This is a genomic window from Colwellia sp. F1, assembly GCF_056238625.1.
The window spans coordinates 183,658-198,334 of sequence record NZ_JBWDLI010000009.1; the positions used below are offsets into that span (position 1 = coordinate 183,658).

Genomic DNA, 14,677 nt, shown 5'->3' on the forward strand with positions numbered 1-14,677 from the left:
CAGGTGTTAGCTTACCTGACACGACTTGTTATATTTGTTAGATCTCACTAGAAGTTTTTCACCTGTCGTTCGTCAGACAAACAAAAAATTTGCGTAAGACGTAAGAATATCGCCAATAAATTGAACGACATCATCAGGATAAATAGCTACTAGAGAAAGCTTTTAAGCCGCCTAAGAAATCAGGTAACTAGCAAAGAGTATGTTACCTGAGTTTTATGCTAGTTATTTTCTTCTACGGCGTGTTGCCTGCTGTTGCCGTTGTTGGTGCTTTTTCACCGAGCGACGAATTCGACGACTTTTAGCGTTGTCCATCGCCTTTTCGTCAACTTTAACTTTGGATTGTGTTTCAGATTTTAATTGCACTAGCTTACGGTAGTAATTGACTTCCTTTAAATCTAGTTCTATCCAACCGCCCAGAGGTAATTGACGTTTCATCTCCATATCGCCATAACGCACACGGATTAGACGACTGACTTGTACTTCCTGGCTTTCCCATAAGCGCCTAACTTCACGGTTGCGCCCTTCTGAAAGAACAACATGAAACCAATGATTTCTCCCTTCACCACCCCGGTAAGTAATTTTTTCAAAACGTGCTAGGCCATCTTCTAATTTTACCCCTGTGCGAAGTGTTTGCAGCATAGCTTCATTAATTTCACCAAAAACTCGCACCGCATATTCACGCTCAACTCTTTGAGAGGGGTGCATAAGTCGATTAGCTAACTCACCATCGGTGGTAAAAAGTAACATACCTGATGTATTAATATCTAAACGTCCAACAGCCACCCAGCGTCCTGTTTCTAACGGCGGAAGGCGATCAAACACGGTGGGCCTACCTTCAGGATCTTTACGGGTACACATTTCACCTTCAGGTTTGTTGTACATTAAAATGCGACAAATATCTTCTGCTTGCGTAGTTAGCTTAACTTGATGGCCATCAACACGTATTTGCTCGCTACCGTCAACCCTGTCACCTAAAAAAGCAGTTTTACCATCAACACTAACCCGCCCTTGCCCAATGATTGCTTCCATTTCGCGGCGCGAACCTTTCCCGGCTCTTGCTAAAACTTTTTGTAGTTTTTCAGAGTTTTTCACTGTCGCTTTTTGAAAGTCAACTTTGGCTTTGTTTACTGCTGGTTTTTCGGTTTTATTTTTCCCCTGGCTAGCTTTACCTTGCTCGGTTTTACGCTGTCCTTTTTTAACTGTGGCTTTACTACCAACACCACGTTTGCCATACTTGTTGTTAATGGCATTGGTGTTGGTTGCAGTTCTTTTAGCCTTAGGCCTATTGTTGTCTTGAGACATGTTTGTTTACTCTGTTACGTCAGTAGCAGTTCCCTAGAAACATACTTCTGGCTCATTTACATTATTTAAAATTGAGATCACGAGTCAAGATGACTTAAGTAGCGTTACTCAAATGGAGAAGGGTCACCTTCTCCTACACGTATAACTTCAATATCATCGTTTGAAAAGTCGATCACTGTCGTTGGACGCTCGCCTAAATAACCACCGTTAATTATTAAATCGACTTGGTGCTCTAATAAATCACGAATTTGCTCGGGGTCACATTCAGCCATTGTTTCGCCTGGCATGATCAAACTAGTAGACATTATAGGCTCTGCTAGTTCAGCCAACAAGGCTTGGCAGATAGTATTGTTTGGCACTCTAATGCCAATGGTTTTCTTTTTCGGGTTGAGTAATCGCTTAGGTACCTCTTTACTGCCTTTAAATATGAAAGTATAGGCACCAGGCGTATTTGCTTTTAATAGTCTATACGCTTCATTATCTACGCGAGTATATTCGGATAATTGTGATAAATCTTTGCAAACTAAAGTAAAGTTGTGTGCTTTACTAATATTTCTAATTTGACAGATACGCTCTAACGCTTTTTTATCACCAATATGACAACCTAAGGCATAACCGGAATCCGTAGGGTAAACAATCACACCACTTTGCTTAATAATTGCCACCGCTTGTTTCATTAAGCGCCCTTGCGGGTTGTCTGGGTGTACATAAAAAAATTGACTCATAAGATTTCCTTTTATAGCAATTATAGCCAAGCATAAATTTCAAGCTATTATTTCCACATTGCCCAAATAGGTATTGCACCATCTGGTAACAGTAAATTGCGCCCTAAATCAGACCACTTATTAGGATGATGAAAATCAGAGCCAGTGGAGGCATACAAGTTATATTCTACACAATAGTTTAGCATTATTTTTCGCTGTTGTGGATTCATTTGCGGTAAAACCACTTCTAAACCATCTCCTTGGTTTTCTTTAAAATAAACGATTAAACGCCTTAGCCACTTTGCTGATAGATTATAACGGACTGGGTGCGCCATGACTGCACTGCCACCAGCAGTATGTATTGCTTCAATAGCCTCTTCTATAGAACACCACTCCGGCTTAACGTAAGCCTTTTGTACACTACGCCCTTTTTTGCCTAAATATTTATCAAAGGCTTTTTGCAACGTGCTAACGTGACCTTGTTGAAGTAATACTTTAGCAAAGTGTGCACGGGTTATCGTGCCTTGGCCTGCAAGATTTTTAGCATCTTGGTAAGCATCAGGAAAGCCACATTGAGCCAATTTTTCGCCTATTGTTATTGCTCTTTGTTCGCGTGCTTGTTGTTGTGAAGTAATTAATTGCTGCAGGGTTGGGTTGTTTTTATCAAAATTGAGGCCAACAATGTGAATTTCAAAACCTTGCCACATAGTTGAAATTTCTATACCCGAAACTAATTTTAATGGAATATTTTTTTCCATTATATATTTTTGAGCTATATCAAAACCTGCCACGGTATCGTGATCAGTAATAGCCAATACAGCTATTTGATAATTAACCGCCCTGTCTACCAAGGTTTGTGGCGACAAGCTACCATCAGAGCAATGGGTATGACAATGTAAATCAATGCGCCCGTGCACAAAGTTGTCATTTTTTTTTATCACTAAAGGGAATTCTGTGGTTGACAGCAACGCCATAATAAGGTCTTCTATAGGAAATATTTTTACAGGTGGTTTACTGAAGCACTTTAATTAGGCGTTTACTTAAAAAATAACGCTAAAAACCAACCAAGCTAGTGCAAGTTTACTAATAAGAGCAAAATAATGATAGCAACAATGCAATTTAATTTACTTCCAAATCAACATCGTTGGTGGTGGCATAACTCTACACTAAGTGGGTTGTGATAATTGCGTGTGTCTTACTATAAGCTAACAAAATAAAGCTAAAGTAGATCAAAAATTTCAAAAACCCGCTAGAATTAGCGGGTTTTCTGCTTTTAAAGACCTAAAGTTTACAGAAAACCAACGTTAACACCTACTGATAAAGAGTAAATATTATGAACAAAACAAGAACATGGTTTCTTTGGTGGCTACAACCAATTTATGCCGGATGCCCCCATTAAGACACTTTACAAAAGAAGAATACGATGACAACAAATACCCCACAAGCTTATAGCCAAACAACCGCAAGCGTAAGTACTATTACCGATAATGCCAACTATCAAAGTGACCCATTAAGTGTTTATCAATTACTCTGCCATGACCAAGAAAATAATTTACTGCTAGAGTCTGCAGAGATTGATCGAAAACATTTACTCAAGAGTTTACTGCTCGTTGATGCAGCCTTAAAAATAGTTTGCAATGGTAACACTGTTAGCTTTAATGCCTTAACAGCCAATGGCCAACAACTACTGCAATTTATCGCCGCTCAGTTGCAATCACATACAAGCCTCATGCTTGACGATAATAATCAAACGTTAACCGCCACTTTTTCAGATATCCCAAATGAACTTGATGAAAAAACACGACTAATGGCAGTTAACCCTTTTGAAAGTTTGCGTTTATTTAAACGTATAGAAAATAGCGATAACCATCATTTTGCTATTTTTCTTGGCGGTGCATTCGCTTTTGATATGATCAGTATGAGTGAAACATTACCCGATGTGCCTGATGGCGAAAATACTTGTCCAGACTTTGTTTACTATTTAGCAGAAACTATGGTTGTTATTGACCATGAAGTAAAAAGCACAGAAGTTATTGCGAACTTATTTTCATCAAGCCAACATAGTGAAAAAAACACAGCGCACACTAACGAAAAACTTATAAAGCAAAAAGCTCAACAACTGTCAATTGAACGTGTTGCCCAAATTAAACAGTTATTATCAAATGATATTACGCCTGAATCCATTCGCCCTTTAATTCAAGTAAATACAGGACAAAACCTAACTAAACATAGCATTGGCACAGAGAGTATTTCTGTTGATATTAGTGACGAAAATTTTTGTCATAATGTGGAAATATTAAAAGAAAACATTCGTGCTGGCGATATTTTTCAAGTGGTGCCTTCGCGTACTTTTTCTTTGCCTTGTCTTGACAGTATTGCTGCTTATCAGGCATTAAAAATCAGTAATCCAAGCCCTTACATGTTCTACCTTAAAGACAGTGATTTTTGCATGTTTGGCGCGTCACCTGAGTCAGCAATAAAGTATCAACTAAATTCCCCTGAAGGAAAACGACAAGTTGAAATTTATCCTATCGCAGGCACTCGGCCAAGGGGTTTTAAGGCTGATGGCAGTATCTCGCTCGATTTAGACTCTCGAATAGAGCTAGAATTAAGGCAAGATAAAAAAGAGTCAGCCGAACATATCATGCTAGTTGATTTAGCACGTAACGACATTGCTAGAGTTTGTGAAGCTGGTACTCGTTATGTTGCTGATTTATTGCAAGTAGACAAGTATTCCCATGTGATGCACCTAGTTTCACGTGTATGCGGTACTTTATTAGAAGAGTTAGACGCTTTGCATGCATACCAAGCTTGTATGAATATGGGAACTTTATCTGGTGCGCCAAAAGTAAAAGCCACTACATTAATTAGAGAAATAGAAGGTAAACGCCGTGGTAGTTACGGTGGTGCAGTAGGCTATTTTACTGGTGATGGTGAAATGGATACCTGTATTGTTATACGCTCTGCATTTGTTAAAAACAACATTGCTCATGTACAAGCTGGGGCAGGTGTTGTGTATGATTCAATTCCCCAAGCAGAGGCTGATGAAACTAGACAAAAAGCACAAGCGGTTATTAATGCCGTGCTAACAGCGAACAAAGCGCTCGCGCAAGGAGCGAAATAATGACGTTAACTCACAGTAAGAGCATTAAAAATACCAAGCTATTTATGCTCGACAATTTAGACTCTTTTACATATAACCTCGTTGATGAATTTAAATGTTTAGGGTTTGAACCAACCATTTATCGCAACACATTAAGCAGTGACTTTATTTACAATAAAATGCTTGAGCATACAGAGCAAACCGGCGAAAAGGTAATTTTAGTTTTATCACCTGGCCCGGGTGAACCCAAAAACTCTGGCTGCTTAATGGCATTAATAAAACGATGCGCAGGAAGAATACCTATGCTAGGTATTTGTTTAGGCCACCAAGCATTAATTGAACATTATGGCGGCACTGTTGGCCGTGCTAATGAAATTGTTCATGGCAAAGCATCATCTATTAACCATTGCGGTACCGGCGCTTTTGCTAATATTAAAAACCCATTGCCGGTTGCCCGCTATCATTCGTTAGTAGGAGTAAAAGTTCCTGACACTCTGTCTATTATTGCCGAGTATAATAATATGCCTATGGCTATCTGCCAAGAGCATGACGCTGTTTTAGCGTACCAATTTCACCCTGAATCTATTTTAACCACTTTTGGTGCCACATTATTAGCACAAAGCTTTGACTATTTACTGACCTTAAGTGAGCAATTAAACACTAAGGCACAAGGAGCATAACATGACCAATATTTTATCAACTTTGGTTGACGGCAACGATCTCGACCAACAAACTGTTAAAGCTTTTTTTGAGCAAATGCTAAAAGGAGAAACCGACCCTATTTTGCTGGCTAGTGTGCTTACCGCTTTAAAAATAAAAGGCGAAACTCCACAAGAAATATCAGGCGCAGCAATCGCGATAAAAAGCGCGGCAACGGGCTTTCCTGCACAAACAAACCGTATTGCTGATTGCGTAGGTACCGGTGGCGATGGCGCAAACACAATTAATATTTCAACCACAGCAGCCATTTTAGCAGCAACCTGCGGTTTGAAAGTGGCAAAACATGGTAACCGTAGTGTGTCAAGTATGTCAGGCTCAGCGGACTTACTTGAAACCTTTGGTGTTAATTTAAACATGTCGCCCGCCACAGCGAGTCATTGCTTAGACCAAATCAACTTATGCTTTTTATATGCACCGGCTTACCATAGCGGTTTTAAATATGCAGTAACGGTACGTAAAATAATGGGCGTTCGTACTTTATTTAATATTTTAGGCCCGTTAGCGAACCCTGCCAATCCAAAAGTAATGCTGCTGGGTGTGTACACCCCTGACTTATTACAACCTATGGCTGAAGCCTTGCAATTAACAGGTGTGGAACGCGCTTTTGTTGTTTATGGCAGTGGTTTAGATGAAATTGCACTCCATGGCACAACTGACGTTATTGAACTAAAGCATGGAGAATTAACTGAACGTACCATTTCTCCACAAGATTTCGGCTTAAAAAACTATACACTAGAAGAAATAAAAGGTGGGACACCACAAGAGAACGCTAGCATTATTAAGGCAATTTTATCAGGTAAGGGGCAAGAAGCCCATAATGCTGCAGTCATCATTAATTGTGCGGCATTGCTTTATTTGCATGGTAAAGCGAATGACTTAACTGCAGCCGCCCAACTTGCTAGTGATGTATTAAAAAGTGGTAAAGGTTTAGAAACGTTAGAGCAACTTGTTGTTCTTTCTAATGAGGAATATAAATAAAGATGGCTAATATATTAGAACAAATTGTTGCGAATAAGCGCATTGAAATAGACGCCCTGAAAAAATCAAAACCGTTAGCAAGTTTTATTGATGAGCTAACTCCAACAACCAAAGACATGTATACAGCGCTAAAGCGTACTGAAGAGAAACCTGAAGCCGGCTTTATTTTAGAGTGTAAAAAGGCATCACCATCAAAAGGGCTTATACGCCCTGACTTTAATGTTAAAGCTATTTGCCAAATTTATGATAAGTATGCCGCTGCTATTTCAGTGTTAACCGATGATAAATACTTTCAAGGTACGTTTGAATACTTAAAGGTAGTAACAGAAACAGTGAAGTGCCCTGTACTGAATAAAGACTTCTTCATTGATACCTACCAAGTATATTTAGCAAGACATTACGGCGCAGATGCTATTTTATTAATGCTCAGTGTTTTGTCTGATGACGAATATCTCGAACTAGCTGCCGTGGCAGAGCAATACAACTTAGCCATATTAACTGAGATATCGACAGCCGAAGAACGTGATCGCGCAATACAACTGAATGCGAAAATGATCGGTATAAACAATCGTAATTTACGCGACTTAAGTACCGATATTTCCCGTACCTTTGATTTCGCCCCCACTTTACCTGATGACAGTATTATTATTTCTGAGTCGGGCATATACAATAATGCCCAAGTGCGTGAACTAGCACCGGCTGTTGATGGCTTTCTTGTGGGCAGCTCGTTAATGGCCATGGATAACAATGCCTATAACGACATAGATTTAGCCTGTCGCAAACTCATTTTTGGCAGTAATAAAGTCTGTGGTTTAACCGCTCCTGAACATGCCATTGCTGCGGCTAAATCTGGTGCTCAATTTGGCGGCTTAATATTTGCTAAAAAATCACCTCGGTCAATCACAAAAGAACTCGCCTTAAACATTATCAAAACACAGCCACAATTAGAGTATGTTGGCGTATTCGTTGACCATAAAAAAGAAGAGATAGTTGATTTAGTTAATAGCCTTAAGTTAACGGCGGTACAATTACATGGTAATGAAGATGAAACCTATATTGCTTCACTTAAAGCGCAGTTAAGTGATACCACCTGCCAAATTTGGCAAGCTAGCGCTGTCACCGATAAAGTACCCGCATTAAGCACTAGCGTAACCCAACACATACTCGATGGTAAATCTCCTGGTTCAGGTGAAGCCTTTGACTGGCAAATACTAACAAACTGCGAACAAGACTTATCAAGCTGTTTATTAGCCGGTGGACTCAATGCCGATAATATTCATTCAGCACTAACAAAGTTAACTGATTTAGATTTATTTGGCTTAGATCTCAACTCAGGCGTTGAGACAAGCCCAGGTATAAAATCGAGCGAAAAGCTTAACCAAGTTTTTACGCAAATAAGGAATTATTAAAAATGCATAACACAATAGAAAACACCGACAAAAGCACTATTAAAGAAACCTTACCAGCCTATTTTGGTGAATTTGGTGGTATGTTCGTTGGCGAATTACTGGTGCCAGCCTTAGAGCAATTAGAGCAAGCTTTTATAGAATCACAAACTGATGAAACATTTTTAAACGAATTTAATAACTTACTCACTAAGTACGCTGGCCGTCCAACGCCACTTACCTGTTGCCGAAATATCGTTAAAAATCCATTAGCAAAAATTTATCTAAAACGTGAAGACTTATTACACGGCGGTGCGCATAAAACCAATCAAGTATTAGGGCAAGCATTATTGGCCAAACGCATGGGTAAAACAGAAATCATTGCTGAAACTGGCGCAGGACAACATGGCGTAGCAACGGCAATCGCTTGTTCATTATTAGGTCTTAAATGCAAGATTTATATGGGTGCTGTTGATTGTCAACGTCAACAACCGAATGTTTTTAGAATGAAACTGATGGGTGCGGAAGTTATTCCTGTTACAGCAGGATCTGGCACATTAAAAGATGCTGTTAATGAAGCATTACGTGATTGGTCTGCAAATTATGACAATGCACATTATTTATTAGGAACAGCCGCAGGCCCGCACCCTTTTCCAACCATCGTTAGAGAGTTTCAAAAAATGATTGGTGAAGAAGCTAAAGCGCAATTTTTAGCCGAAGAAGGTCGCCTACCTGATTATGTTATTGCTTGTGTTGGTGGTGGCTCCAATGCTATCGGCATGTTTAATGATTTTATTCAACATGAAGAAGTTAAATTAATTGGTGTTGAAGCTGGCGGTAAAGGAATAGAAACGAACCAGCATGGCGCAACCCTTGCCGCTGGCACTAAAGGTATGTTACACGGTAATTATACTTACATCATGCAAGATACACACGGGCAAATAAAAGAGTCTTACTCTATTTCAGCAGGGCTTGATTACCCTGCAGTAGGACCACAACATGCCTTTTTAAAAGAGACTGGACGAGCGCAATACGTGCCAATTAACGATGACGAAGCACTAAACGCCTTTCAAGCATTAGCGAAAAGTGAAGGTATTATTCCTGCCCTTGAATCGTCACATGCTTTAGCACAAGCACTTAAAATGGCAGAAACCGCTACCACGGAAACTATTTACTTAGTGAACTTATCAGGCCGTGGAGATAAAGATCTTGCCCATGTTCATGCCGTTTTACACCCTAACGAGCAACAAAGTGAAACTGGCAGCGTTAAGCACAGAGGAGAAGCATAATGACACAAGTACAAGAACAACAAGTTGGCTATCGCTACCAACAAGCTTTTGCTGCATTATCAGCTAAAAATGAAAAAGCCTTTATCCCTTTTGTTATGATTGGTGACCCTAATGCTGAACAGTCGTTTGAATTAATAAAAACATTAATTGACGCTGGCGCTGACGCACTAGAATTAGGTATACCTTTTTCAGATCCTAGTGCTGACGGTGTTACTATTCAGATGGCAGCACTACGCGCATTAAAATCTGGTGTTAATACCGATGTATGTCTAGAGATACTAGCTAAAATTCGAGAATATGCTCCTAATATTCCTATAGGATTACTGCTTTATGGTAACCTAATATTTGCCCGTGGCATTGATAGTTTTTACCATGATGTTGCTGCAGTGGGTGTTGACTCTGTTTTAATTGCCGACATACCTATTCGTGAAAGCTTTCCTTTTCAAGAAGTAGCACTAAAATATAATATTGCACCAATCTTTATCGCCCCACCTAATGCCGATGATAATACATTACGTGACGTATCCACTTATAGTAAAGGTTACACCTATGTACTAAGCCGTGCAGGCGTAACCGGTGTCGACACAGCCGTTGATACAACACATCAGGCAAAATCCCCCGCTCATGACCTAGTGAGTAAGTTACATGAATATAACGCTGCGCCACCGGTACTAGGCTTTGGCATATCAAACCCACAGCAAGTAAAAGATGCTTTAACGGCCGGTGCAAGTGGTGCTATTAGCGGCTCTGCAGTAGTAAAAATTATAGAAAGTAACTTAAAAAATACTAGTAATATGCTAGATGAGTTAAGCACTTTTGTGTCAGAGATGAAAGCAGCAACTCGTTAACATAAAGCGTTAGCTTCAAGCTCTGGGTAAACTTCACCTTATGGAAAAACACCAGCTAATTGCTGGTGTTTTTTGTCTGGTAGAAAGCTTTTCTACGACCTACATTTCAATTTTAGCACTGTTTATCTAAGCCTTTATTAATCTTAGCCCATAGTGTAGTAATCTAAACTTACTTCCCTAGAGAAAAGATATTACAGCCCTTGATACAGAGCAGTGCCATTACCACTAGCCAGTTAAAAAAATTGCATACTTTCAAGTAATACAGTGTTTATTATTCATCAAGATTAACTTAAAGCTTATCAGTTTTAGATTTCACAATTACCTTACCTTTCATTTTAGGGTGTGGTCCACACTCATAAGAAAAATCACCAACTAAATCAAACTTACGTTGATAGCTTTCACTCGGGAAAAAATATCCTGGCTCAAGCTCGCTATCGCTTTTAAACCAAACATTGTGATATTGGCGTTTTTCAATATTTTTCCAAATAACCGTATCACCAACTTCAACAATAACCTCGCGAGGTATAAATTGCTTTTTATATATTTCAACAATAACATCTTTAGCTTGTAATTGACTCGACAAGCACAATACACTTATCAGTAGCAATCGCCGTACACATTTACTCATGAATATGCCCCCTTTTACGCTGCTGCACTCCAATACTAAAAACCTGCCAAGTATCAACTGGCGGACAATAGCGCTTGCTGTCTAAAAGTTTATCAGAAATACGTAGATATCTGATCTAAGCTAGGTTTAAGAGAATATGTGTTACTACTTACAATGACAAGTTCCTTAGCTTTTTCAGTATCACTATTCACCACTACTTCCATATTCAGAAACCAATGTACTACTCCCTTAGGTAAACCTTTAAACTCTGCAGTAACGTTACCATTTTCATTTACATACCATTTAGCTGGCATACTTTGCCAGTCCATTTCCCCTGTATGCCCTTGCCCTTGAGCAAAATTAATCTTTGCACTTTTCACAGTATACATTTGAGGACTGAGCTTTATTTGAAAAGTAGCAGAAGCAATATTATCATTTAGCGTAACATGATTGCTTTCTACCCAGCTAACGTTATTCCTAATCACTTGTTGAGCAAAAAAATACGACTCTGGTTGTTTCCAACCGGCCACGTGACTATGTTTCATACCTACTTTAATTGAATTAGCGACATCTGATCTTAATAAACCATATGTTTTTGCTTGCGCATCTAATGCAAAATGATTGTCATCTCGCCATGTTAGCCATAATGAAGGCTGTTTGAATTTTTCAATAATTAAACCAGGCTCCCAAACCTTTTTATAAGACTCATTTTTAATCAAGCTCTTCCCATATTGGTTTGCCATTGTATCGAGAAAGCCATTACCATAAATTGGAATAGCAAATTTAAACGATGGGTCAAAACCCATTACGGTAGAGGTTATAACCCCTCCCCATGAAATACCTGTGAGGCCAATATCACTTTTACTAATACTAGCCTGAGATGCTAAAAACTTACGCGCTAGAATAGTGGCACTTACGGCATGATACATCCATTGCTCAGCTATAGGCTTATTGCTATCTTGGTAAATTGCACTTCGAGATGGTCCCGAAAACGCATGTTTCTGCCATTTGTTATTCGCATCTTTTTTGTCTATTTGTCCTTCTACTGCAATACTAATTGCTGCAAAACCTGCTTCATTCCAATGAGTAACCCAGCTTTCAAACACACTACCACCACCACCATGAACCAATACAACACCAGGTATTTTTCCATTATTAGTAAAAAATGGCTTTTTAGGTGCGGCATAAAGTGCAAAAACCCTAGTAGGTTTACCTTGATAGGGTTGCCCTTCAAAGAATAATTCGGTAATGCCACTAGCTCTTGTAACAACATCATAAACTTTAGGAGGGGCAACTCTATTTGCTAACGCTGCCATGTCTGCACGAACACCATCTAATACTGTAGTAGCGCTTAAAAAAGACGTTGCATCTACTATTAGACCACTTTCTTTTTCAGTACTTTGAACCTCACTTATTTGAGGTGTTACACACCCCATCAGAAAGAATATAAAGGATAAGCAACCTGCTCTTAATTTCATCTTATTTAAATCCCAATTGTATATTATTGTGATATAACAACGTTAACAAAACCTAACACTCCAGATATAAAATATCAATTTATATATACAATACTGGTGAACTAAACGATTTGTTATATCCTGTATTACTCAAAAATGGGAACTAGCTGGCTCTTTCATAATCTTACTAAGAAGCTATGTATGCTTTGTGTTATTTATTATTTGCTATTAATAACAAATTATTCAATTTTTAAGCGTGAATACAGTAGCGGTTTCTTCCATCAGATTTTGCTTGATAAAGCGCATGGTCCGCTTTATCAATAACTTCTATAAGTTTAAGGTTAGCTGTTGGGACAACTATTGCAACACCGATACTCACGGTCACAACATCACTTACGTTTGAATACTTATGTTCGATCCCAAGCGCATCAACAATCCTCAGCAGCTTCTTCGCTACCCTTTCAGCACCAACTTCATCAGTGTTTGTTAACATCACGATAAACTCTTCCCCACCAAACCTAGCAATAAGATCAGAGTTCTTGAACAATGCGCCTTTTAACCCGCTTGCAACTTGTTCAATCACATTGTCACCTTGTAAATGGCCATAGTTATCGTTATATAATTTAAAGAAGTCGATATCTATCATCAAAATGGCAATTTTTTGCTCTAATTCAACTGCTGCTTTTAAGATGTTTTGACTTTGTTGCTCAAAATGTCGACGATTCGACAAGTTTGTTAGGCTATCTGTATTACTGAGCTCTTCAAGACGACTTGCCAAGTATTTATTTTCTATCGCGTTCTTCAAGCTATTAATGATAATTCGGTTGATATTTTTGTATAGTAGCAAGATATTAAACCCGAAGAAAACGTACATAAAAGCCATAAAAGATAATGTACTTTCCTCTTCGTAATGCATCAATGTAAAAACTATTATTGGAATAATAAAGCAACAAAAAAATGCGTAAAATGATTGCTTATGAATCGCAAGCGTAATAAAACCAGACGCCATGAGAACAACAACAAAAGCAGCGAAAAGCAACATCCATTGCTCAGAAAGATGATAAAACGAATAAACATAGAAAACGGACCACAGTAGTCCATTCATGGCAGCAGCAACCAAACTATTCCGATTAACCACGCTGATCCGTCTTGCTACCTTGTCATCATCCCAAGCTTTAATCTTCAAATAAACTGAGTAACGAAAAGCTAAAAACGTTAAAAAAAGCCCAAGCCAAAATTTGGGAAAGAATGCAGTGTTTTGATGCATTAACACACCAAACCAACAAGTTGCAACCACGGCTTGTAATGGGGTTGTAGTTCGCATTTGCTGGTAAAAAAGCCTATGCTGGTCAATTCTTAATTTAGTTTCTTCATTAATGTGCATATGTACCTTAACCACGGTTGTATAAGTTCGCAGAAACACGCTGCAACTTTTGATACGCCTTACCACTAGAATTATAAAATTATCATAACCTGTTACCATAAAGCTAGGTAAGATAATTCCCTAAAGGCTACTTACCTTAGAGCATAGGCTACTTTGTTCTAAATTCATAAAATGCATACTAACCGAGTGAAACTGATGCTAACAGGAAAAACTCAAAGCAAGCCCTTCACTGCATTAGACGTTACTGAAGAGATTAAGAGATAAAAGCAGCGTGGAGTTAAGCCAATTATATGCTTCTGCTCAACCATATATAAAATTTTTTTAATAGATTACTTGCACTATTGATTAAAGCGTCTATTATTTGGATGACGTTAGTCAATCAAAACAGGATGTTTTGTTAACAAGCTTTAAGGATAAAAGCGCTGTCGCTTGGATGCAGCAGTGGGTATGAGAAACAGGGAGTGTTGGTCATGGATGATTTCCCCCTGTTTGCCTTACTTCTACAAAAATTAGCATTGCTATAGCACAATTACTCTATCTGAACTGAATTTTTTAGAAAATGCGGCAATCAAAACAGACAGCATTAAATAATGCACCATAGCGGCTTCAATTACCGATACAACATACTGCTCGATACTGCTCGCATTTCCCCATTTTGCTGTATTTGAAAACACCTAATCTTTTAATTTAATAGCAAACAGCTTTATTTATTCCTGCTCAGCACGATTTTGATTAATACCCAGGTTGTTTTCGTTAATGTAAGGGCTTTGTGCGTAAGCGTCTGCTGAACCACACCTAGTTAAGTTGCAGTTTTACATTCCAAGGTAGTAACTTTTCCACATCAACCTCATTATAGCTAAGTTGTTCAAGGCAATGAGTAATGTAATCAAATGGCGTTAA

Annotated in this window: 12 protein-coding genes; 6 read left to right on the forward strand and 6 right to left on the reverse strand. The window is 38.7% G+C overall.

What is annotated here, in order from left to right; all coding sequences use genetic code 11:
- Positions 1 to 222: 222 nt before the first annotated feature.
- The 3 genes from rluB to rnm all read right to left on the reverse strand — a co-directional run bounded on the left by rluB (position 223) and on the right by rnm (position 2,980).
- Positions 223 to 1,302: a 23S rRNA pseudouridine(2605) synthase RluB gene (gene rluB, locus AC0UA9_RS10600; RefSeq protein WP_475659849.1), complete on the reverse strand. Its 1,080-nt coding sequence runs from the start codon at positions 1,300 to 1,302 to the stop codon at positions 223 to 225.
- Positions 1,303 to 1,406: 104 nt separating this feature from the next.
- On the reverse strand, positions 1,407 to 2,027 hold the full coding sequence (locus AC0UA9_RS10605) for an L-threonylcarbamoyladenylate synthase (RefSeq protein WP_475659853.1): 621 nt from the start codon (positions 2,025 to 2,027) through the stop codon (positions 1,407 to 1,409).
- 47 nt (positions 2,028 to 2,074) lie between these two features.
- A complete protein-coding gene (gene rnm, locus AC0UA9_RS10610) occupies positions 2,075 to 2,980 on the reverse strand; it encodes an RNase RNM (RefSeq protein ID WP_475659856.1) in 906 nt (301 codons plus the stop codon).
- A gap of 449 nt (positions 2,981 to 3,429) precedes the next feature.
- Here rnm and AC0UA9_RS10615 point away from each other — a divergent pair, with 449 nt between their 5' ends.
- The 6 genes from AC0UA9_RS10615 to trpA are packed head-to-tail and all read left to right on the forward strand — an operon-like array spanning position 3,430 to position 10,329.
- On the forward strand, positions 3,430 to 5,130 hold the full coding sequence (locus AC0UA9_RS10615; protein ID WP_475659860.1) for an anthranilate synthase component 1: 1,701 nt from the start codon (positions 3,430 to 3,432) through the stop codon (positions 5,128 to 5,130).
- Entirely contained in the window at positions 5,130 to 5,789 is a 660-nt protein-coding gene (locus AC0UA9_RS10620; RefSeq protein WP_475659865.1) for an aminodeoxychorismate/anthranilate synthase component II, read from the forward strand. The genes AC0UA9_RS10615 and AC0UA9_RS10620 overlap by 1 nt, the downstream gene beginning before the upstream one ends.
- 1 nt (position 5,790) lies before the next feature.
- Positions 5,791 to 6,807 carry an anthranilate phosphoribosyltransferase gene (gene trpD / locus AC0UA9_RS10625; protein WP_475659869.1) on the forward strand — a complete coding sequence of 339 codons (1,017 nt, stop codon included), beginning with the start codon at positions 5,791 to 5,793 and terminating at the stop codon, positions 6,805 to 6,807.
- A 2-nt stretch (positions 6,808 to 6,809) separates the two neighbouring features.
- On the forward strand, positions 6,810 to 8,216 hold the full coding sequence (trpCF, locus tag AC0UA9_RS10630) for a bifunctional indole-3-glycerol-phosphate synthase TrpC/phosphoribosylanthranilate isomerase TrpF (protein WP_475659871.1): 1,407 nt from the start codon (positions 6,810 to 6,812) through the stop codon (positions 8,214 to 8,216).
- Between the two features lie 2 nt (positions 8,217 to 8,218).
- Positions 8,219 to 9,481, forward strand: coding sequence for a tryptophan synthase subunit beta (gene trpB, locus AC0UA9_RS10635; protein ID WP_475659873.1), 1,263 nt, complete (start codon positions 8,219 to 8,221; stop codon positions 9,479 to 9,481).
- Positions 9,481 to 10,329, forward strand: coding sequence for a tryptophan synthase subunit alpha (trpA, locus tag AC0UA9_RS10640; protein WP_475659876.1), 849 nt, complete (start codon positions 9,481 to 9,483; stop codon positions 10,327 to 10,329). The genes trpB and trpA overlap by 1 nt, the downstream gene beginning before the upstream one ends.
- Before the next feature lie 289 nt (positions 10,330 to 10,618).
- On the opposite strand, the gene AC0UA9_RS10645 is transcribed toward trpA, so the two are convergent.
- The 3 genes from AC0UA9_RS10645 to AC0UA9_RS10655 form a co-directional block, all read right to left on the reverse strand.
- Positions 10,619 to 10,957: a cupredoxin domain-containing protein gene (locus AC0UA9_RS10645; RefSeq protein ID WP_475659878.1), complete on the reverse strand. Its 339-nt coding sequence runs from the start codon at positions 10,955 to 10,957 to the stop codon at positions 10,619 to 10,621.
- A gap of 92 nt (positions 10,958 to 11,049) precedes the next feature.
- Positions 11,050 to 12,414: an alpha/beta hydrolase family protein gene (locus tag AC0UA9_RS10650; protein ID WP_475659879.1), complete on the reverse strand. Its 1,365-nt coding sequence runs from the start codon at positions 12,412 to 12,414 to the stop codon at positions 11,050 to 11,052.
- 229 nt (positions 12,415 to 12,643) lie between these two features.
- Complete coding sequence (locus AC0UA9_RS10655) at positions 12,644 to 13,777, reverse strand: GGDEF domain-containing protein (RefSeq protein WP_475659880.1); 1,134 nt, start codon at positions 13,775 to 13,777, stop codon at positions 12,644 to 12,646.
- Positions 13,778 to 14,677 lie beyond the last annotated feature (900 nt).

Excerpts from the sequence above, each read along its gene's own strand:
- rluB (WP_475659849.1), bottom strand. The coding sequence starts at position 1,302 with ATGTCTCAAGACAACAATAGGCCTAAGGCTAAAAGAACTGCAACCAAC.
- AC0UA9_RS10605 (WP_475659853.1), bottom strand. The coding sequence starts at position 2,027 with ATGAGTCAATTTTTTTATGTACACCCAGACAACCCGCAAGGGCGCTTA.
- rnm (WP_475659856.1), bottom strand. The coding sequence starts at position 2,980 with ATGGCGTTGCTGTCAACCACAGAATTCCCTTTAGTGATAAAAAAAAAT.
- AC0UA9_RS10615 (WP_475659860.1), top strand. The coding sequence starts at position 3,430 with ATGACAACAAATACCCCACAAGCTTATAGCCAAACAACCGCAAGCGTA.
- AC0UA9_RS10620 (WP_475659865.1), top strand. The coding sequence starts at position 5,130 with ATGACGTTAACTCACAGTAAGAGCATTAAAAATACCAAGCTATTTATG.
- trpD (WP_475659869.1), top strand. The coding sequence starts at position 5,791 with ATGACCAATATTTTATCAACTTTGGTTGACGGCAACGATCTCGACCAA.
- trpCF (WP_475659871.1), top strand. The coding sequence starts at position 6,810 with ATGGCTAATATATTAGAACAAATTGTTGCGAATAAGCGCATTGAAATA.
- trpB (WP_475659873.1), top strand. The coding sequence starts at position 8,219 with ATGCATAACACAATAGAAAACACCGACAAAAGCACTATTAAAGAAACC.
- trpA (WP_475659876.1), top strand. The coding sequence starts at position 9,481 with ATGACACAAGTACAAGAACAACAAGTTGGCTATCGCTACCAACAAGCT.
- AC0UA9_RS10645 (WP_475659878.1), bottom strand. The coding sequence starts at position 10,957 with ATGAGTAAATGTGTACGGCGATTGCTACTGATAAGTGTATTGTGCTTG.
- AC0UA9_RS10650 (WP_475659879.1), bottom strand. The coding sequence starts at position 12,414 with ATGAAATTAAGAGCAGGTTGCTTATCCTTTATATTCTTTCTGATGGGG.
- AC0UA9_RS10655 (WP_475659880.1), bottom strand. The coding sequence starts at position 13,777 with ATGCACATTAATGAAGAAACTAAATTAAGAATTGACCAGCATAGGCTT.